Source organism: Mycolicibacterium nivoides (assembly GCF_003855255.1).
Lineage (GTDB): Bacteria > Actinomycetota > Actinomycetes > Mycobacteriales > Mycobacteriaceae > Mycobacterium > Mycobacterium nivoides.
The window spans coordinates 713,870-732,449 of record NZ_CP034072.1 but is presented as its reverse complement, the minus strand read 5'-3'; the positions used below and the strand labels follow the sequence as shown (position 1 = coordinate 732,449).

Below are 18,580 nucleotides of genomic sequence, written 5' to 3'. Positions count from 1 at the left end.
GGTATAAGGTTCGCTGGTGGCGGCAGCAGATTCCATCATCTCCGGTTTCGTGAACGCATTCCGTCCCCGCACCTCCGCGCCGAGCACCGCCACGGTGCTGCGCTCGGTGCTGTGGCCGCTCGCGATCCTGTCGATCATCCATCGCAGCTACGTGCTGGCCACCAACGGCTACATCACCGACGACTTCGGTCCGGTGTATCGCGCGGTGTCGAACTTCCGGCGGCACTGGGCGATCTACAACGAGCACTTCAGCTACGTCGACCCGCACTACCTGTACCCACCCGGTGGCACGCTGCTCCTGGCGCCGTTCGGCTTCCTGCCGGAGTTCGCGTCCCGGTTCTGGTTCGTGGCGATCAATTCCGTGGCGATCATCATCGCTGCTGCTCTTCTGGTACGGCTGTTCAAGTTCTCGCTGACCTCGGTGGCCCTGCCTGCCCTGCTGCTGGCCATGTTCTGCACCGAATCAGTCACCAACACCCTCGTTTTCACCAATATCAACGGCTGTGTGCTGCTGGCCGAGGTGCTGTTCTTCACCTGGCTGCTGTCCGGCAAGGTGGGTCATCAGTGGTGGGCCGGCGCGGCCATCGGGTTGACCCTGACGGTCAAACCCGTTCTGGCCGTGCTGCTGCTGTTGCCGCTGCTGAACCGGCAGTGGCGGGCATTGGTGACGGCCTTCGCCGTCCCGCTGGTGTTCAACGCGGTGGCCTGGCCCTTGTCGGCCGACCCGATGGGCTTCGTGCGCAACACGGTGCCCTACATGTTCGAAACGCGTGACTACTTCAACAGCTCGATCATCGGCAACGGCGTGTACTACGGGTTGCCGGAGTGGCTGATCCTGTTGTTGCGCATCGGGTTCGTGATCCTGGCCGTGATCAGCCTGTGGTTGCTGTACCGCTACTACCACGAGCGCGATCAACTGTTCTGGATGCTCACCTCCTCGGGCGTGCTGCTGATCACCTCGTGGCTGGTGCTGTCGCTGGCCCAGGGCTACTACTCGATGATGCTGTTCCCATTCCTGATGACCGTGGTGCTGCCCAACTCGGTCCTGCGCAACTGGCCGGCCTGGCTGGCCGTCTACGGATTCATGACGATGGACCGTTGGTTGATGTGGCGCTGGCCCACCACCGGGCGGTACCTCGAATACATGAAGATCACCTACGGCTGGTCGCTCATGCTGATCGTGGTGTTCTGCGTGTTGGTCTTCCGGTATCTCGACGCCAAGCAGGACGGCAGGCTCGACGAGGGCATCGACCCGCCGTGGCTGAGCCGTGCCCGGGAACCCGAATCAGTCTGAGGTGAATTGCATGACCTGACCCGCCAGCCGGGTCTGGGTCCGCATCTGCAGGCCGTACCGCCCGCAGACCTCGTCGAGTTCGTCGGGATCGACCAACCGGAACGGTGACCGGTCGAGCCGGTGGATCGCCGTCGCCATCGGAGTGCGGGTCAGGTCGTAGCCGGTGAACACACCGCCCGGCCGCAGTACCCGGGCGATCTCGGCGATCGCCTTCTCCCACTCCACGATGTGGTGCAGCATCAGGCAACTCAGCACCGAATCGAACGAGTCGTCGGCGAAGGGCAGATCGGTGGCATCGGCCCCGCGCACGGTCACATCTGGATATGCCTGCAACCGCCGGGCCGCCGAGCGCACCATGGCCGGATCGAAGTCGGTGGCGGTGATGGCCAGCTCCGGGTTCGCCTGGCGTAGCCGCGCCGCGATATCGCCACTGCCCGAACCGATTTCGAGAACATCGTGGCCGAGCCGATCGACCGGGATGCTACCGAGGACAGCCTGCCCGGTTCCTCCGCGCCACAGTGCCGTCTTGCAGAATGCGCGCTCGATCCGTGACATTGCCGGCATGTGGGCTCCCCTTGTCGATGTGCTGGTACCCCAGCTTGAACCGGTCGCCACCACCGCCGCTTGTACGGATCCGTCCGATCAGCTCAATGCCCGCGCCACATCACTGGGTGCGATCCCGGTCAGTTCACGACACACCCTGGTGGCGTGCGCGCCGTCGGAGAATCCGGCCATGTGTGCCGCATCGGTGATCGATGCGCCCGCGCTCAGGTGCTCCAACGCGGCCAGTAGCCGTGTCCACCGTGCCGTCGCCGCGAACGAGGTCCCGGTCTGTTTGCGGAAGAGCCGGCCCAGATAGTCCGCCGACATCGCCACCTCTCCGGCGACCGAACCGAGATCGGTACGACTGGGTATCCGGGCGGTGACGAGTTCGATCGCCTGGCGCACCTGCGGGTGCACCGGCGTCCCGGCGGGGGCATCGGACCTGCCGAGCAGGGCGTCGACCACCATGTCCGCCGCACCGGTGAGGTCCCCGGCCCGCGCTGCGGCCGCCACCGCGGTGGCCAGCGGCTCGGCGCCGTCCACCGCCCACAGGCCGGGATGGCGGGCGTGCGTCTGGATCGTGGCGTTAAGCGTTGTGGCCGTGCCTGTTTCAGGCCCGAGATAGATCGACAGCGCCGCGCGCGCACCGTCGGGCCGCATCGCATGCCTGGTTCCGCCGGCCACTGCGGCGATGGAGCAGCGCTGCTCGGTGCCGTCTCCGGCCACCAACGCCAGCGGGCCATCGATGCCGATCGCGAGTTGCACCGCCGGATGGTGGTGCAACTCGATGTCACCGAACGAACCCACCACCGCCACCATGCCGGGTCCGGTGGTCCAGCTGCCGCGCATACCGCAGGCTACCGCTGCCGCAGCGGCGCAACCATGTCCACGTGTTCCTCGATCACATCGGAGATCACCATCGCCCCGTGGGGATTCTGATGCACGTGATCGGTGGTGAGGATCAGGCCCCGCGACGCCGCGATCCGCTGATCCTGGCCCGGGCGCGCCGCGGTGGCTTGTACGGATCCGTCCTACCTGGCGCGCACCGCCGGACAGCACGTAATTTGGGGGTATGACGACCGACGGTCCCAAGCTGCAACTGACCGATGACGAGTGGCGCGAGAAGCTGACCCCCGAGGAGTTCGCGGTGTTGCGCCGGGCGGGCACCGAACGGCCCTTCACCGGTGAGTACACCGACACGAAGACCGAAGGCGTGTATGAGTGCCGGGCCTGCGGAGCCGAGTTGTTCCGCAGCACCGAGAAATTCGAATCCCATTGCGGTTGGCCGTCGTTCTTCGATCCGGCCGATTCGGCCGCAGTGATCCTGCGGTCGGATACCACGCTGGGCATGCGCCGCGTCGAGGTGCTGTGCGCCAACTGCCACAGCCACCTGGGCCACGTGTTCGAGGGCGAGGGCTACCCCACCCCGACCGATCAGCGGTACTGCATCAACTCGATCTCGCTGAAGCTGGTGCCCAAGACGGACTGACGCGGTGGCCGTCCTCAGTCGACGCGGGTGGCGTGCACCTCCCAGAACGGCATGTGCACCCGGCCGTCGACCAGCCATGGTTCGATCACCCGCAGTCGTTCCAGCAGAGGGGTCATCTCGTCGGCCATGTCAGGGTTGCGCGCGGCCATCATCTCGAAGACCTCGACGCTGACGTTGCCCTGGTAGGTCGTGGTTCCGAGATAGGTGATCTCCCAGCCACCGTCCGGAAGGACTTCACGGAAATCGTCGGCAGTCATCGAACGCGGCATCCTGAAGCCGTTGACGTTGTGCTCACCGAACTCGTACATGTACAGCCGCGCGCCGGGTTTCGTGGCCCGGTGCAGCGCCCGCACGTACGACTTCTGCAGTTCGGGCTCGCCCGTGAAAACGTGGTAGAAGGCGGTATCGACGACAGTGTCGAACCTTCCCTCCAGTCCCTCCAGCTTCGTCGCGTCCGCCACCTGGAAATCCACCGTGACGCCGGCCTTCCGCGCGTTCTGCCGGGCCCGCTCGATCGCGGCCGGTGACGCGTCAACGCCCGTGGCCGACAACCCTTTTGACGCATAGTGGATGGCGTGGTGACCGGGCCCGGTGCCGGGATCGAGCACCTCGCCCTTGACGGCGCCCAGCGCGACGAGCTGCTGCACGACGGGCTGCGGCCCGCCGATGTCCCATGGTGTCGCGGCCGGCAGTCCGTGCGCCGTCCGCTCGTCGCGGTACATCTCTTCGAAGCGATCGGATTCTTGCGGAGCAGTCATGGCCGCGAGGGTAAACCCGCTAACTAAAAGCCCAGGTCAACCACCCCTGCGAGCAGACGCAAATGTCCCCGACACGCCGGTTGCACAGGGACATTCGCGTCTGTTCGCGCAAGGAGAAAGCTACGGCAGCTTGGCGACCAGGTCCTCGACGCTGACCCGCGGGCCGGTGAAGAACGGTGTCTCCTCGCGGGTGTGGCGACGGGCGTCGGTGGCGCGCAGGTCGCGCATCAGGTCGACGATGCGGTGCAGCTCGGGAGCCTCGAAGGCCAGGATCCACTCGTAGTCGCCGAGGGCGAACGCGGGCACCGTGTTGGCCCGCACATCCTTGTAGCCGCGGGCGGCCATGCCGTGCTCGGAGAGCATGCGGCGACGCTCCTCGTCGGGCAGCAGGTACCACTCGTAGGAACGCACGAACGGGTACACGCAGATGTAGTTGCCCGGGTCCTCACCGGCGATGAAAGCCGGGACGTGGCTCTTGTTGAACTCGGCCGGGCGGTGCAGCGCCACGCTGCTCCACACCGGGTCGCTGACCCGGCCCAGCGCGGTGGTGCGCCGGAAGTCCGAATAGGTCGCCTGCAGCGCCTCGATGTTGTCGGCATGGGTCCAGACCATGAAGTCGGCGTCTGCCCGCAGGCCGGCCACGTCGTACAGGCCGCGCACGACCACCCCACGCTCTTCCTGGGTCTTGAAGAAGGCCGTCGCCTCGTCGATCACCGGGGTCCGTTCGTCACCCAGCTCCCCGGGGCTCACCGCGAACACCGAGAACATCAGGTAGCGGATGGTGGAGTTCAGTTCGTCGTAGTCGAGCTTGGCCATAGGCCTATCGTGCCACGCCGTTGTACACCAGTTCCGCGGCCGCCCGGGTGGCGGTGCCCACACACGCCGGCACCCCGATCCCGTCCAGATAACCGCCGGCCACCGCGAGCGTCGGGGGCAGTCCCGCACGCAGTTCGGCGACCAGATCGCCGTGGCCGGGTCCGTACTGCGGCATCGCGTCGATCCAGCGGTGCACATGGCTGTCCACCGGGTCCACGGTGACACCGAACAGCGTGTTCAGATCGCGCGCCGACCAGGCCAGCAGATCGTCGTCGCCGGTGTTGGCGGCCATGCCGTCGCCGTAGCGTCCGAACGACAACCGCACCATCTCGACGTTTCCGCGCCGGCCCCACTTGCGCGACGACATCGTGACCGCCTTGGCGTTGAGGTGCTCGCCCGCGGCCACCAGCACACCCGATTGCTGCGGCAGCGGTGTCCCGCCCGGCAGCGCCAGGGCCACGACTGCCGCCGAGGCCACCCGGATGCGCCTGGCCGCGGCCGCCGTACGGGGGGCGATGTGTTCGATCAGCGACGGCAGGTGCGGCGCCGGAACCGCCAGCAGCACCGCGTCGGCGTGCCAACTGGCCCCCTCGTCGTCGAGCACCGACCAGCCCCGCCCGCGACGGTCCACCCGTACCGCGGCAACCTGGGCCCACCGCACGTCGGCGCGGCGACGCAGCTCCTCCAGCAGCACGGTGTACCCGCCGTCGACCGCGCCGAACACCGGTGCGTCCGACGGTGGCGGCAGCGCCTCACGCACCGCCTCGGTGAGGCTCTGTGCCCCGCGGTCCAGCGCGGCGGCCAGCGACGGGACCGCCGAGCGCAATCCGATCGTCGCCGAGGACCCCGCGTACACGCCGGTGAGCAACGGGTCGACGGACCGCGTCACCACCTGCGGGCCGAACCGGTCACCGACCAGCTCGGCGACCGACGGATCGGCGCCCCGGCTCCACCGCAGAGGCCGGGAGCGCTCGTCATGGATGCGGGCCACGGTCTCGTCGTCGACAAGACCCAGCAGCGACGACGCCTGTGCCGGAATGCCCTGCAAGGTGCCCTGCGGCAGCTGGTGCAGCCGCGCCCCGCTGTAGATCAGCGGCCGGGTACCGGTGGGGCTGAGCCGGCGGCCGGCCAGGCCGAGCTCGGCGAGAAGGTCCAGCATCTCGGGTCTGCGCACGATGAATGCCTCGGCGCCGACATCGAACGGCTGCCCGCCGACCCGTTCGGTGCGCAGCACACCGCCGAGCCGGTCAGCCGGATCGAGCAGGGTGATCTGGGCCCGCGGTCCGGCCGCGAGCCTCAAGCGATATGCCGCGACGAGTCCTGAAATACCGCCGCCGACAACGCAATAGGACGCACTCACAGCGAGTGCACCAGCGTCACCGCCTCGGTGATGATGCCGGGATCGGTCGCCGGCAGCACACCGTGGCCCAGGTTGAAGACGTGGCCGGCCGCTCCGGCCGCCACCGCGGCACGCCCGTCGTCGACCACGCGCCGCACGGCGACCTCGGCCACCGGCCAGCCCGCCAGCAACACCACCGGATCGAGGTTGCCCTGCAGGGCGCTGCCCGGCTTGACCCGGGCAGCGGCGTCGACCAGCGAGGTGCGCCAGTCCACCCCGACCATGGTGGCCGGCGCCGAGCCCAGGGCTTCGGACATCGCCCCGAGCAGCTCTGCGGTGCCGACGCCGAAATGGGTCATCGGCACCCCCGCTGCGGCCATGGTGGCGAACACCCGCGTGGTGTGCGGAAGCACGTAGGTGCGGTAGTCGGCCAGTGACAGCGTCCCGGCCCAGGAGTCGAACACCTGCAGGGCATCGACGCCGGCGTCGACCTGGGCCTGCAGGAAGGTGATGGTCAGATCGGTCAGTGCGGTCATCAGCGCATGCCAGGTCGCCGGTTCACCCAGCATCATCGCCTTGGTGCGTTCATGGTGGCGGCTGGGCCCGCCCTCCACGAGGTAGGAGGCAAGCGTGAACGGCGCGCCCGCGAAGCCGATCAGCGGTACCTCGCTCAGCTCGCCCACCAGCATCGAAACGGCCTCGGTCACCGGCGAAACCTGTGCCTGATCAAGCGGTTTCATGCCTTCGACATCGGCCACCGACCGGATCGGGTGTTCGATCACGGGCCCCACGTCCGGGACGATGTCCAGACCGATCCCGGCGGCCTTCAGCGGCACCACGATGTCGGAGAACAGGATCGCGGCGTCGACGCCGTGCCTGCGCACCGGCTGCAGGGTGATCTCGCAGACCAGTTCGGGGTCGAAGCAGGCCTCCAGCATGCGGTGCTGGGCACGCAGCGCGCGGTACTCCGGCAACGAGCGGCCGGCCTGCCGCATGAACCACACCGGCACGCGGTGCGGAGTGCGGCCGCTCGCGGCGGCAAGATAGGGGGAATCGGGCAGCTCCCGGCGGGTATTCATCGGCTCCTATGGTGCCACGTGCCCGTGGGCACGCACCGTTGCCGGTTCGTGACGCCGCGACTTCGGCGCGCCTGCGTCCCGTCCTGCCCGTATCCGCTAGCGTCAAACGCCGTGACCTCTGCCGAACCGGCCCAGTTCCGGACGGCGGTGGCGGCGATGAACGCCACCACCGTACGGCCGGAAATCGAACTGGGTCCGATACGACCGCCACAGCGGCTGGCGCCCTACAGCTACGCGCTGGGCGCCGAGGTCCGACATCCCGATGCGGCGGTCATCCCGGAGCGCTCCGAGGGTGACGCGTTCGGACGGCTGATCCTGCTGCACGATCCCGAGGGAGCCGAGGCCTGGGACGGCACCATGCGGCTTGTCGCGTATATCCAGGCCGACCTGGATTCCAGCGAAGCCGTCGACCCGCTGCTGCCCGAGGTGGCCTGGAGCTGGCTGGTGGACGCCCTGGAATCGCGGGCCGAGCACGTCACCGCACTGGGCGGCACTGTCACCGCCACCACCTCGGTGCGCTACGGTGACATCTCCGGCCCGCCGCGGGCACACCAGCTCGAACTGCGGGCCTCCTGGACCGCCACCAACCTGGAGTTGGGGCCGCATGTGGAGGCATTCTGTGAAGTGCTTGAGCACGCTGCAGGGTTGCCCCCGGCAGGTGTGACCGACTTGAGTTCCCGTACGCGCGCGTGAGATGACTGACGAAGACCCAGAACCAGCCGAGCCCGAAGAGGCCGACTCGACCCCACTGCTGTCACCCGCCGAGGGGGTTCCAGAGGTCTGCGTTACCGCCGGTGAAATATCCTCTGCGGCAACATCTCTCGCGAAGGGCAGCGGGCCCTTCGCGATCGATGCGGAACGGGCGTCGGGCTTCCGCTATTCCAACCGCGCATACCTGGTGCAGATCCGGCGCGCCGGCTCGGGCACGGCACTGATCGACCCGGTCAACCACGGCGGCTCCCCCATCGATGCGATGGCGCCGGTGGCCGAAGCGCTGTCCCAGGACGAATGGGTGCTGCACGCCGCTGATCAGGACCTGCCGTGCCTGTCCGAGATCGGCCTGCGTCCGGGCAGCCTCTATGACACCGAGCTGGCCGGCCGGCTGGCCGGTTTCGAACGGGTCAACCTGGCCGCGATGGTGCAACGGCTGCTCGGCCTGCAGTTGATGAAGGGGCACGGTGCCGCCGACTGGTCCAAGCGCCCGCTGCCGCAGGAATGGCTCAACTACGCCGCGCTGGACGTCGAGGTGCTGCTGGAACTGCGCAACGCGATCGCCGCGGTCCTCGAAGAGCAGGGCAAAACCGACTGGGCGGCACAGGAATTCGAGTACCTTCGCACCTACGTGGCCCAGCCCACCCGGCGTGACCGCTGGCGGCGCACCTCCGGCATACACAAGGTGCGCAACCCAAAGGCGCTGTCGGCCGTCCGCGAGCTGTGGACCACCCGCGACAGCATCGCCCGCGGCCGCGACATCGCGCCCGGACGGATCCTGCCCGACTCGGCGATCATCAACGCGGCCACGGCAGATCCCAAGACCGTCGAGGAGCTCACCGCACTGCCGGTCTTCGGTGGCTCCAAACAGCGGAAGAGCGCCAAGGTCTGGCTGGACGCACTGAACCGGGCCAGGGAGAGCACCGACCCGCCAGAGGCCAACGACACCCAGAGCGGCCCGCCGCCGGCGGCTCGTTGGGCCAGGCGCAAGCCGGAAGCGGCGGCACGGCTCGAAGCCGCCCGCGCCGGCCTGGCCGAACTTTCCGAGCGCGTATCGGTGCCTGCCGAGAACCTCATCACCCCCGAAGTGGTGCGCCGGCTGTGCTGGGACTGGCGTCCGGTCGGCGACGTTGCCACCGCGGTGTCGGAATTCCTCGTCGAGGCCAACGTCCGCCCCTGGCAGCGGGAGCTGACGGTGCCGGTGCTGACCGCCGCACTCAGCGCCGACTGACCCTTCGGCTCACCCGCCGATGCGGTCGATGTGGGCCAGGAAATGTGACAGCACACCCTGTGGATCCTCGATCTGCGGCCAGTGCGCGATGTCGTCCGCGAGCATCACCACGTCGGGATCGGGAATCACCTCGAGATAGCGCTGCGCCATGTGCCTTCCCGAATTCGGGTCCGACGGCCCGTCGATCAGCCGCATCGACACCTCGGTCTCCCGCATAGCCCGCACCCACCGGTTCCGGTAGGTGTAGCGGTCGTTGACGAACCGGCCGAGCTTGTGGATGACCCGCTTACCGTCGTTGTACTCAAGGATCTGATGGAACTTCTCCATCAGCTGGGGCGACGGTTTGGTGTTCACCCCGAACATCTCGTTGATGGTGGGCTCCACGATCCGGCGCGAGAACCGGCTGCCCTGCAGCGGACTCATGATGTCGCCCAACGGGGTTCGCGACATCGCCTTCTGCAGCAGCCGTGGGGTGTAGGCCTCGTTGAACAACCCGCCGTTGAGCCAGGTGATCGATTCGATGTCCAGTGCGCCGTAGGACCGTCCACCGAATTCGTGGCGGGCCAGCAGTTCCTGACCGACCGATACTCCCAGGTCATGGGCCAGAATGTGGGCGCTGCCGACCCCGAGGTGATCCAGCAGCGCCTCGTGCATGTCGGCATGGTCCGGTACCGAGTAGCCGTAGGCGGCGGGCTTGTCCGAGAAACCCATCCCGATCATGTCCGGCGCGATGACCGTGAACCGCCCGGTCAGCGTGGGCCAGATCAGCGACCAGTCCCACGAGTTGAACGGATAGCCGTGGATGAGAAGAAGATTCGGCCCGCTTCCCTCGACCCGGTAGAAGATATCGAAGCCCAGGTAGTCGAAGAACCGCCCGGCGTCCTTCCAGCTCTGCAGTTCGGCGTCCATATCTGCAACCTAGTTCACCGCGCGTCCCGGCGTTCGCGACCTGATTTCACCATGGCCGCGCCGGGACTGGAATATCGTCAGTGCGGTGGCACAGCGGGAAGAAACGGACGACGAACAGGAGCGGGAACGCTTCGCGGACCGGGTGGTGAGGATCGCCGAGGACGCTGTCTACTGGTCGATCGCCGCACTCCTGCTCACCGGGTCAGTCGTGCTGATCATCGCTCAGGTCAAAGTCTTGCTGCACCTGGGCGACTCCCCGACCACTCAGGTGATGCTGGAGTTGCTCGACGGCCTGCTGCTGGTCTTCATCTTCGTGGAGCTGCTGTACGCCGTGCGGACCTCGCTGCGATCTCGCGAGCTCGTCGCCGAGCCGTTCTTGATAGTCGGCATCCTGGCCTGCATCAAAGAAATCGTCGTGGTGTCCGTCGACGCGGCAAACCTGTTCGACAAAGGACCCGAGTTCGCCCGCGCCATCGTGCAGGTCGGCGTGCTCGGCGCCCTGGTGCTCGTCCTTGCGATCGCCATCTTCGTGCTGCGGCTACAGCGAACCGGCGCCGACCACATTCGCGACAGGCCGGACGATTCCTAGTCGACCTGTTGGCTGACTTCCTGCGCGCCTTCCGGCGCACCGATCGCGGCGATCCATCCCGTGATCTGCCGGGCGATGTGCTGGTCGGTCAGGCCGATCTCGGCAAGCACCTCTCCCCGCGAGGCGTGGTCCTGGAAGACCTGCGGCACACCGAGATCCCGGCACGGCACATCGATCTCGGCGTGACGCAGTGCCGCGGACACCGACGACCCGATGCCGCCGTGCACGCCGTTGTCCTCGACTGTGACCACCAGTTTGTGACCGCGGGCCAGCTCACCGAGGGCCTCCGGAACGGGCAGCACCCAGCGCGGATCCACCACCGTGACACCGATCCCCTGATTGCGCAGCCGCTCGGCGACCGCCAGGGCCATGGTCGCGAACGAGCCCACCGCGACCAGCAACACGTCGTCGGTCAGACCGGTCGCGGGCACAGCGAGAACGTCGACGCCCCCGCGCCGCTCGACCGCCGGAACATCCTCACCCACATCACCTTTGGGGAACCGCAGGGCGGTCGGGCCGTCCTTGACGGTGAGCGCCTCGCCGAGCTCCTCCCGCAGCCGCGCACCGTCGCGGGGGGCCGCGACCCGGATGCCCGGGATGATGCCGAGAATCGACAGGTCCCAGACCCCGTTGTGGCTGGCCCCATCGGGCCCGGTGACACCGGCCCGGTCCAGCACCATCGTGACGGGCAGCTTGTGCAGCGCCACATCCATCATCAGCTGGTCGAACGCGCGGTTGAGGAACGTGGAGTAGATCGCCACGACCGGATGCAGGCCGCCCATGGCGAGCCCGGCCGCTGAGGTCATGGCGTGCTGCTCGGCGATACCGACGTCAAAGAACCTGTCGGGGAACCGATCCCGGAACGCACTCAGACCAGTGGGCCCGGGCATGGCCGCGGTGATCGCCACGACATCACGCCGTTTGGTGCCGATCTTGACGAGCTCGTCGGAGAACACCGACGTCCACCCGGGCGCCGAAGCCTTCGTCGGCAGCCCGGTCTCGGGGTCGATGACGCCGCAGGCGTGCATCTGATCGGCTTCGTCGTTCTCGGCATGCGCGTAGCCCATGCCCTTGCGGGTCACGACGTGCACGATCACCGGGGCATTGAAGCCGCGGGCGTTGCGCAGCGCGTTCTCCACCGCATGCTCATCGTGACCGTCGATCGGCCCGACGTACTTGATGCCCAGATCGGTGAACATCACCTGCGGGGCGACCGCATCCTTGATGCCCGCCTTGATGCTGTGCATGCACTGGTAGCAGAACTCCCCGACCACGGGCAGCCCGCGCACGGCCTTGCGGCCCTCTTCCAGGATCCGCTCGTAGGCCGGCTGCAGGCGCAGGCCCGCGAGGTGATCGGCGAAGCCGCCGATGGTGGGCGCGTAGCTGCGGCCGTTGTCGTTGACGACGATGACCACCGGGCGGCCACCCGTCGCGATGTTGTTCAGCGCCTCCCAGCACATGCCACCGGTCAGGGCGCCGTCACCGACGACCGCCACCACATGGCGATTGCGATGCCCGGTCAGCTCGAAGGCCTTGGCCAGACCGTCGGCGTAGGACAGGGCGGTGCTGGCGTGGCTGGACTCCACCCAGTCGTGCTCGCTCTCGCTGCGCGACGGGTATCCGGACAGCCCGTCCTTCATCCGCAGCGTGTCGAAATCCTGTGCGCGCCCGGTCAGCATCTTGTGCACATAGGCCTGATGGCCGGTGTCGAAGATGATCGGATCGTGTGGCGAATCGAACACGCGATGCAGCGCCAAGGTGAGTTCGACGACACCCAGATTGGGGCCAAGATGTCCACCGGTTGCAGCGACCTTGTGGATCAGGAACTGACGGATTTCCTGTGCCAAATCAGTCAGCTCGGACTGTGACAGGTGCTGCAGATCAGCGGGACCGCGGACCTGTTCAAGCATCCAGCCAGTGTACGCACGCATCCCGAAGTCAGTCCTGTCGAGGCTGATAGATGTCGGGCACACCGTCGTGGTCGGCATCGACGGTTTCCAGCTCGTGAATGCGGCGATATGCGGCGTTGCGCGACACCAGAACCACCGCGGCCAGCAGGCCTGCGACCACCGATCCGGTGACCACCGCGATCTTCACGTCGTCGTCGGCCACGGTCGCGTGCCCGAACGCCAGTTCCCCGATGAGCAGCGAGACCGTGAAACCGATCCCGGCCAACATCGCGACACCGAGCACGTCTCGCCAGGCGAGATCCTCATCCAGGCTCGCGTGGGTGAAGCGGGCCAGCAAATAGGTGGTTCCCAGCACGCCGATGGGTTTGCCGAGCACCAGGCCGGCGATCACCCCGATGGTCACGGGATGCGACAACGCCGTGGCGAAGCCCGACCATCCACCGACCGTCACGCCCGCGGCGAAGAACGCGAACACCGGCACGGCGAACCCCGCCGAAAGCGGCCGAACCAAGTGTTCGAAGTGCTCGGCCGAAGCATGGCGGCCCAACACCGGAACGGTGAAACCGAGCAGCACCCCGGCCACGGTGGCGTGGACGCCACTGGCGTGCACGAACGCCCAGGCCAGGATCGCCGGCGGCAGCAGGATCCACCACTGACGCATCCCCCGCTGCACCGCGACCGCATACAGGCCGATCGGGATCAGCGCCGCCACCAGGGGTCCGAGCGCCACGTGGTCGGTGAAGAACAGAGCGATCACCGTGATGGCCAGCAGATCGTCGACGACCGCCAGCGTCAGCAGGAAGATCCGCAGCGCCGTGGGCAGGTGAGTGGACACCACGGCCAGCACCGCCAGCGCGAAGGCGATGTCGGTGGCGATCGGTACCGCCCACCCGCCGAGGTTCTCCGGATGGCCCGAGAACAGATTGATCCCGACGAAGATCGCCGCGGGCACCACCATGCCGCCCACGGCCGCCGCGATGGGCAGCGCGGCACGGGCCGGATCACGCAGATCCCCCGCGACGAACTCGCGCTTGAGCTCCACGCCCACGACGAAGAAGAAGATCGCCAGCAGCCCGTCGGCCGCCCAGGCCGACAGGCTCAGGTCGAGATGCAGGGACTGCGGACCGACGGTGAACTCCGAAAGTCGGTGATAGCCGGATGACCACGGCGAATTGGCCCATACCAGCGCCGCGCCCGCGGCAGCGAGCAGCAACGCCCCGCCGACCGTCTCGGTGCGCAGCAGCTCGGAGACCCGCTGCCACTCCGGCCAGGACCCGCGCGCCAGCAGTCGTCGGCTGCTGTGTTCACGGCGATTGCTCATGGGGCTCCTGGGGTCAGCATGCATCGAACGCCGACCAGACTTCCCGGCACACCTGAGGTAAACGCTAACAGGTGAGGTGGTCGAGCAAATACCGGCGAAGTCCGTGGCAGCGCCTCAAACCGGCGACAAAACCGCGGCTCCCATGATTACGTAAGGTGAAGGCGAAGTCGATTACTCCGGGGTGCGGGTTGAGTCCATTCGATAACTACTACGCGCGTACCGCGCTGCTCGCTGCGCAGGGCAAGCGCATCCAGATGCAGCGCCTCGTCGGGGTCACCATCGTCGGCTTGAGCCTGGTTCCGCTTTTGTTGCTGGTCAGCCCGAAGGGCCCGCACGGAGGCCTGCAATACGTGGCTGTGGCCGTGGCCGTCGGCGGCCTGACCCTGGCGCAATGGTGGTGGCGGCGGCAGTGGCCCAGCCGCACCCAGTCGTGGACCGTCGTGTCGATGGGCACGGCCTGTATCGCGGCGACCTGCATCCTGCTGGTGGATCCGGTCGTCGGGCTCATGGGGTCCAGTTCCCTGAGCCTGATCACCGCCTATACGGCCTTCCTGCACAGTCGCCGGGTGCTGTACCTGACCTGGGTGGCCTCGGGCGCGGTGGTGGCCTTCCTGGGCGTGCGGGTAGGGCTGACGGATGTCTGGCTGGGAGCCGTGGGCACGCTGGTGGCACTGCTGGTGATCCTGAGTACCTCGGCGTTATGCCGGATGGCAGTCGAGTTGATCGAACCCGACCGGGTTCAGCACCCGGCCGAGATCGACCCGCTGACCGGTCTGCTCAATCGCGAGGCGTTCGACATGCACACCGCCACGATGCTGGGCTCCCACAGCCGCCACGACGATCAGTACCTGGTGGTCGTAGCGGTCGGCATCGACGACATGGCGCTACTCAGCGACATGGACGGCAGCCACAGCACGTTCCACGCCCGGGTCGCCGTCGCGCAGGCCATCCGTGAGACGGTGCGCCACAAGGTCCCGCTGGCCCACGTGTCCGACAGCGAGTTTCTGATCGCCGACGTGTTCAAGACCAACGACCCCTCGCCACTGGTCAACCGGATCCGGATGGCCATCACCACCACGCCCATGCGCCTGACGGCCAGCATCGGCACGGCCTGCAGCCAATTGCGCCCGCTGACCGAACTGCCCACCCCGCAGGTCGTCGACGCCCTCGTGGCACTGGCCGATACCGCGATGAACCAGTCGAGGGCCCAGGGCGGCAACCGGGCCACCTATGCGCACTTCCCCACCCCGACGATGGGGCCTGACACCCAGGAGTGAGCGGCGCGGGTCCACCCGGGTCAGCGGGTCAGCACCGCGATGCACTCCACATGGTGGGTGAGCGGGAAGGAATCGAACACCCGCAGCTCCTCCACGGCGTAACCGTGCCGCAGATACAGCCCGATGTCCCGGGCGAATGACGCTGCCTCACAACCGATGTGGATGACCCTCGGCACCTCGGTGGCGGCAAGCGCGTCGATCACCTCCCGGCCGGCACCGGTGCGCGGGGGGTCGAGCACCGCAACGTCGGGACGTCCCGACTCGGCCGACAGGGCGCGACGCACCGATTCGGTGACCACCGAGACCCAGGGCAGGTCGGCCAGAGCGCTGCGCGCCGCACGTGATGCCCCGCGTGAGGTGTCGACGGTCAGCACGCGTCCGTCCGGCCCGACCAGTTCAGCCAGCGCCGCGGCGAATACCCCGGCACCGCCGTACAGGTCCCACGCCGTCATGCCCGGCTGCAGCCCTGACCAATCGGCCACCAGCCCGCTGTAGAGGGCCGCCGCATCACGGTGGGCCTGCCAGAACGCCGTCGCCGGCAGCATCCACTGCCGCCCGCCGACGCGCTGTACCGCCTCGTAATCGCCTTCGATGACCCGTGTCGTACTTTTCGGACCGCCCGCTCGGCTGCCTTTACGGCCGGTCACCTTGGGGCCTGATTGCACGATGTGCCTGCGGCCGTCGGAGTCCAGGACCACGTGCACGTGCGCGCCCGGCGTCCAACGCATCTCGGCCAGGCCATCGATCAGCTCCGCGGGCAGTTGTCCGCAATCGAGGTCGGTGACCAGATCGGCGCTGTGGTACCGGTGGAATCCGGCCCGGCCGTCGGCGGTGGTGTCCAGTCGCACGCGGGTCCGCCAGCCACGGACTTCCCCGGCACCGACCGGTTCGGCGACCGCAGTCTGTTCGTCGCGCCAGGTGAATCCGCCCAGCCGGGCCAATTGGTTGGCCACCACCGAGCCCTTGAGCCGCCGCGCCGCCTCCGGCTCGGCGAACGCCAAATCGCAGCACCCGGCGCCGTCGACCCCGGCGATCGGGCACAGCGGATCGACGCGGTCACCAGAAGGTTCCAAGACCTCGACAACCTCGGCGTGCCAATACGACCCACGTTCGTCGAGCACCTTGACCCGCACGGTCTCGCCGGGCAGGGCGTAACGGACGAACACCACCCGGCCGTCGTGGCGGGCCACGCAACTGCCGCCGTTGGCCGCCGGTCCCGCGGTCAGCGTGAGTTCCGTCATTCGAGGAACCCCCTGCGAGCATCACCCGGGGTGGCGCGCGGCTGCAGCGCCTTCAACCGCTCGGACGAACTCAATTGCCACGGAACCGATGTCACCATCACGTTAGGCATGAACAGCAGCCGGCCCTTGAGCCGCAACGCGCTCTGGTTGTGCAGTACCTGTTCCCACCAGTGCCCCACGACGTATTCGGGGATGAACACCGTCACCACGGTCCGCGGCGATTCCTTGGTGACCCGTTTGACGTAATCGAGTACCGGCCGGGTGATTTCACGGTAGGGAGAGGCGATGACCTTCAGCGGCACGCTGATATCGCTGTCCTCCCACTGGTGCACCAGCGCACGGGTCTCGGCGTCGTCGACGCTGACCGTGATCGCCTCCAGCACGTCCGGCCGGGTTGCCCGGGCATAGGCCAGCGCCCGTTTGGTCGGCAGATGCAGCTTCGACACCAGGACCACCGCGTGGTTGCGGCTCGGCAGCACGATGTCGCCCGCTTCCTCGTCCTCCTTCTCGAGCTCGCGGGCCACGGTGTCGTAGTGCTTGTGGATGAGCTTCATGATGACGAACAGCGCACCCATCGCCAGGATGGCGATCCAGGCACCGGCGAGGAACTTGGTCACCACCACGACCACCAGCACCGTGCCGGTGGCCGTCAGACCGACCGCGTTGATGATCCGCGACCGCATCATGTGCCGCCTCACCGCCGGGTCGGTTTCGGTGCGCAACAACCGGGTCCAGTGCCGGACCATGCCGATCTGGCTGAGCGTGAACGATACGAACACGCCGACGATGTAGAGCTGGATCAGCGCGGTCACCTCGGCGCGGAACGCCACCACGAACGCGATCGCCGCGAAGGCCAGGAACAGGATGCCGTTGGAGAACGCCAGCCGGTCACCGCGGGTGTGCAGCTGCCGCGGCAGGAACCGGTCCTGTGCCAGGATCGACCCGAGCACCGGAAACCCGTTGAACGCGGTGTTGGCCGCCAGCACCAGGATCAGCGCGGTGACCCCGGCGATCAGGTACAGCCCCACCGGGAAGTTGTGGAACACCGCGTCGGCCAATTGTGCGATCAGCGTCTTCTGGTTGTAGTCCGGTGGTGCGCCGATCAGCTGTTCGTGTGGCCGTTCGGCGATCTGCACTCCCGTCGCCTTCGACAGCAGGATGATCCCCATGAACAGGGTGACCGAGATCACCCCGAGCAGCAGCAGGGTCGTCGCAGCGTTGCGCGACTTGGGCTTACGGAAGGCGGGCACCCCGTTGCTGATCGCCTCGACACCGGTCAGCGCTGCCGAACCCGAGGAGAACGCCCGGGCCACCAGGAACACGAGTGCGAAACCGAGCACCTCGCCGTGTTCGGGACGCATCTCGAAACCGGCGGATTCCGCGCGCAGTGGATGATCCAGAACGTAGATCTGGAACAGCCCCCAGCCCAGCATGATGTACATGCCGACCATGAAGGCGTAGGTGGGAATCGCGAACGCGGTGCCCGATTCCCGCAGCCCGCGCAGGTTCATCGAAGCCAGCAGCAGGATCGCCACCACCGCGAACAGCACCTTGTGCTGCGCGACGAACGGCACCGCCGAGCCGATGTTCGACATCGCCGACGACATCGACACCGCAACTGTCAGCACGTAATCCACCATCAGAGCGCTGGCGACCGTGAGCCCCGCGGTGGGCCCGAGGTTCGTGGTGACCACCTCGTAGTCCCCGCCACCAGACGGATAGGCGTGCACGTTCTGCCGGTAACTCGCGATCACGATCAGCATCACGCCCGCCACCGCCAGGCCGATCCACGGCGTCAGGGAGTAGGCCGTCAGCCCTGCCACCGACAGCACCAGGAAGATCTCCTCCGGCGCGTAGGCGACCGACGACAAAGCGTCGGAGGCGAACACCGGCAGGGCGATCCGTTTGGGCAGAAGGGTGTGAGAGAGCTTGTCGCTGCGGAACGGCCGCCCCAGTACCAACCGGCGCGTCGCCGTCGAAAGCTTGGACACGAGAGCCAAGACTAAGCCCGAACGGGAAAAGTCGTCACAAAGCTGTAGCGTTCGAGGGCACGGATAGCGCAACAGCGCGTTT

The 18,580-nt window shown here is 67.5% G+C and carries 17 protein-coding genes; 6 read left to right on the top strand and 11 right to left on the bottom strand.

The annotated features are described in order from the left end of the window. Positions 1–13 precede the first annotated feature (13 nt). On the top strand, positions 14–1,294 hold the full coding sequence (aftC, locus tag EH231_RS03640; protein ID WP_090425342.1) for an arabinofuranan 3-O-arabinosyltransferase: 1,281 nt from the start codon (positions 14–16) through the stop codon (positions 1,292–1,294). Here aftC and EH231_RS03635 read toward each other — a convergent pair. Continuing rightward, positions 1,286–1,858, bottom strand: a complete 573-nt coding sequence (locus EH231_RS03635) for a class I SAM-dependent methyltransferase (protein ID WP_124711886.1) — start codon at positions 1,856–1,858, stop codon at positions 1,286–1,288. The two genes, aftC and EH231_RS03635, sit on opposite strands and share 9 nt — an antisense overlap. Positions 1,859–1,936: 78 nt before the next feature. Then, on the bottom strand, positions 1,937–2,686 hold the full coding sequence (locus tag EH231_RS03630) for a helix-turn-helix transcriptional regulator (RefSeq protein ID WP_124711885.1): 750 nt from the start codon (positions 2,684–2,686) through the stop codon (positions 1,937–1,939). Between the two features lie 223 nt (positions 2,687–2,909). Here EH231_RS03630 and msrB point away from each other — a divergent pair, with 223 nt between their 5' ends. Continuing rightward, a complete protein-coding gene (gene msrB / locus EH231_RS03625) occupies positions 2,910–3,326 on the top strand; it encodes a peptide-methionine (R)-S-oxide reductase MsrB (RefSeq protein ID WP_090425339.1) in 417 nt (138 codons plus the stop codon). 14 nt (positions 3,327–3,340) lie between these two features. Here msrB and EH231_RS03620 read toward each other — a convergent pair whose 3' ends face one another. The 4 genes from EH231_RS03620 to hemE form a co-directional block, all read right to left on the bottom strand. After that, positions 3,341–4,084: a class I SAM-dependent methyltransferase gene (locus EH231_RS03620; RefSeq protein ID WP_205263473.1), complete on the bottom strand. Its 744-nt coding sequence runs from the start codon at positions 4,082–4,084 to the stop codon at positions 3,341–3,343. A 120-nt stretch (positions 4,085–4,204) separates the two neighbouring features. After that, positions 4,205–4,900, bottom strand: a complete 696-nt coding sequence (hemQ, locus tag EH231_RS03615; RefSeq protein ID WP_090425337.1) for a hydrogen peroxide-dependent heme synthase — start codon at positions 4,898–4,900, stop codon at positions 4,205–4,207. Positions 4,901–4,904: 4 nt separating this feature from the next. Continuing rightward, positions 4,905–6,260, bottom strand: coding sequence for a protoporphyrinogen oxidase (locus EH231_RS03610; protein ID WP_090425336.1), 1,356 nt, complete (start codon positions 6,258–6,260; stop codon positions 4,905–4,907). Further along, positions 6,257–7,318 carry a uroporphyrinogen decarboxylase gene (gene hemE, locus EH231_RS03605; protein WP_124711884.1) on the bottom strand — a complete coding sequence of 354 codons (1,062 nt, stop codon included), beginning with the start codon at positions 7,316–7,318 and terminating at the stop codon, positions 6,257–6,259. The genes EH231_RS03610 and hemE overlap by 4 nt, the downstream gene beginning before the upstream one ends. 111 nt (positions 7,319–7,429) lie before the next feature. Here hemE and EH231_RS03600 point away from each other — a divergent pair, with 111 nt between their 5' ends. Together EH231_RS03600 and EH231_RS03595 are read left to right on the top strand one after the other, a co-directional pair. Beyond that, the gene (locus tag EH231_RS03600) at positions 7,430–8,011 is read left to right on the top strand and encodes a DUF3000 domain-containing protein (protein WP_090425334.1); all 582 of its coding nucleotides are present in this window, start codon (positions 7,430–7,432) and stop codon (positions 8,009–8,011) included. 1 nt (position 8,012) lies between these two features. Continuing rightward, complete coding sequence (locus tag EH231_RS03595; protein WP_090425333.1) at positions 8,013–9,260, top strand: HRDC domain-containing protein; 1,248 nt, start codon at positions 8,013–8,015, stop codon at positions 9,258–9,260. Positions 9,261–9,269: 9 nt separating this feature from the next. On the opposite strand, the gene EH231_RS03590 is transcribed toward EH231_RS03595, so the two are convergent. After that, entirely contained in the window at positions 9,270–10,169 is a 900-nt protein-coding gene (locus tag EH231_RS03590; RefSeq protein ID WP_090425332.1) for an alpha/beta fold hydrolase, read from the bottom strand. An 85-nt stretch (positions 10,170–10,254) separates the two neighbouring features. Between EH231_RS03590 and EH231_RS03585 the strand changes: the two genes are divergently transcribed. After that, on the top strand, positions 10,255–10,758 hold the full coding sequence (locus EH231_RS03585) for a phosphate-starvation-inducible PsiE family protein (RefSeq protein WP_090425331.1): 504 nt from the start codon (positions 10,255–10,257) through the stop codon (positions 10,756–10,758). Here EH231_RS03585 and dxs read toward each other — a convergent pair. After that, entirely contained in the window at positions 10,755–12,668 is a 1,914-nt protein-coding gene (gene dxs / locus EH231_RS03580; protein ID WP_090426144.1) for a 1-deoxy-D-xylulose-5-phosphate synthase, read from the bottom strand. The genes EH231_RS03585 and dxs overlap by 4 nt on opposite strands. Positions 12,669–12,696: 28 nt before the next feature. Further along, positions 12,697–13,989 carry a Na+/H+ antiporter NhaA gene (gene nhaA / locus EH231_RS03575; RefSeq protein ID WP_090425330.1) on the bottom strand — a complete coding sequence of 431 codons (1,293 nt, stop codon included), beginning with the start codon at positions 13,987–13,989 and terminating at the stop codon, positions 12,697–12,699. Positions 13,990–14,177: 188 nt separating this feature from the next. Here nhaA and EH231_RS03570 point away from each other — a divergent pair, with 188 nt between their 5' ends. Further along, positions 14,178–15,266, top strand: a complete 1,089-nt coding sequence (locus tag EH231_RS03570) for a GGDEF domain-containing protein (RefSeq protein ID WP_090425329.1) — start codon at positions 14,178–14,180, stop codon at positions 15,264–15,266. Between the two features lie 20 nt (positions 15,267–15,286). Here EH231_RS03570 and EH231_RS03565 read toward each other — a convergent pair whose 3' ends face one another. Together EH231_RS03565 and EH231_RS03560 are read right to left on the bottom strand one after the other, a co-directional pair. Further along, positions 15,287–16,507 (bottom strand): class I SAM-dependent RNA methyltransferase, encoded by a 1,221-nt coding sequence (locus EH231_RS03565; protein WP_090425328.1) that lies wholly within the window; start codon positions 16,505–16,507, stop codon positions 15,287–15,289. Next, positions 16,504–18,507, bottom strand: a complete 2,004-nt coding sequence (locus EH231_RS03560) for an APC family permease (RefSeq protein ID WP_241177876.1) — start codon at positions 18,505–18,507, stop codon at positions 16,504–16,506. The genes EH231_RS03565 and EH231_RS03560 overlap by 4 nt, the downstream gene beginning before the upstream one ends. Positions 18,508–18,580: the final 73 nt, after the last annotated feature.

What these genes read in the sequence shown, in the direction of transcription:
- msrB (WP_090425339.1), top strand. Translation starts at nt 2,910, where the DNA reads ATGACGACCGACGGTCCCAAGCTGCAACTGACCGATGACGAGTGGCGC.
- EH231_RS03630 (WP_124711885.1), bottom strand. Translation starts at nt 2,686, where the DNA reads ATGCGCGGCAGCTGGACCACCGGACCCGGCATGGTGGCGGTGGTGGGT.
- hemQ (WP_090425337.1), bottom strand. Translation starts at nt 4,900, where the DNA reads ATGGCCAAGCTCGACTACGACGAACTGAACTCCACCATCCGCTACCTG.
- EH231_RS03620 (WP_205263473.1), bottom strand. Translation starts at nt 4,084, where the DNA reads ATGACTGCTCCGCAAGAATCCGATCGCTTCGAAGAGATGTACCGCGAC.
- hemE (WP_124711884.1), bottom strand. Translation starts at nt 7,318, where the DNA reads ATGAATACCCGCCGGGAGCTGCCCGATTCCCCCTATCTTGCCGCCGCG.
- EH231_RS03635 (WP_124711886.1), bottom strand. Translation starts at nt 1,858, where the DNA reads ATGCCGGCAATGTCACGGATCGAGCGCGCATTCTGCAAGACGGCACTG.
- EH231_RS03595 (WP_090425333.1), top strand. Translation starts at nt 8,013, where the DNA reads ATGACTGACGAAGACCCAGAACCAGCCGAGCCCGAAGAGGCCGACTCG.
- nhaA (WP_090425330.1), bottom strand. Translation starts at nt 13,989, where the DNA reads ATGAGCAATCGCCGTGAACACAGCAGCCGACGACTGCTGGCGCGCGGG.
- EH231_RS03590 (WP_090425332.1), bottom strand. Translation starts at nt 10,169, where the DNA reads ATGGACGCCGAACTGCAGAGCTGGAAGGACGCCGGGCGGTTCTTCGAC.
- dxs (WP_090426144.1), bottom strand. Translation starts at nt 12,668, where the DNA reads ATGCTTGAACAGGTCCGCGGTCCCGCTGATCTGCAGCACCTGTCACAG.
- EH231_RS03565 (WP_090425328.1), bottom strand. Translation starts at nt 16,507, where the DNA reads ATGACGGAACTCACGCTGACCGCGGGACCGGCGGCCAACGGCGGCAGT.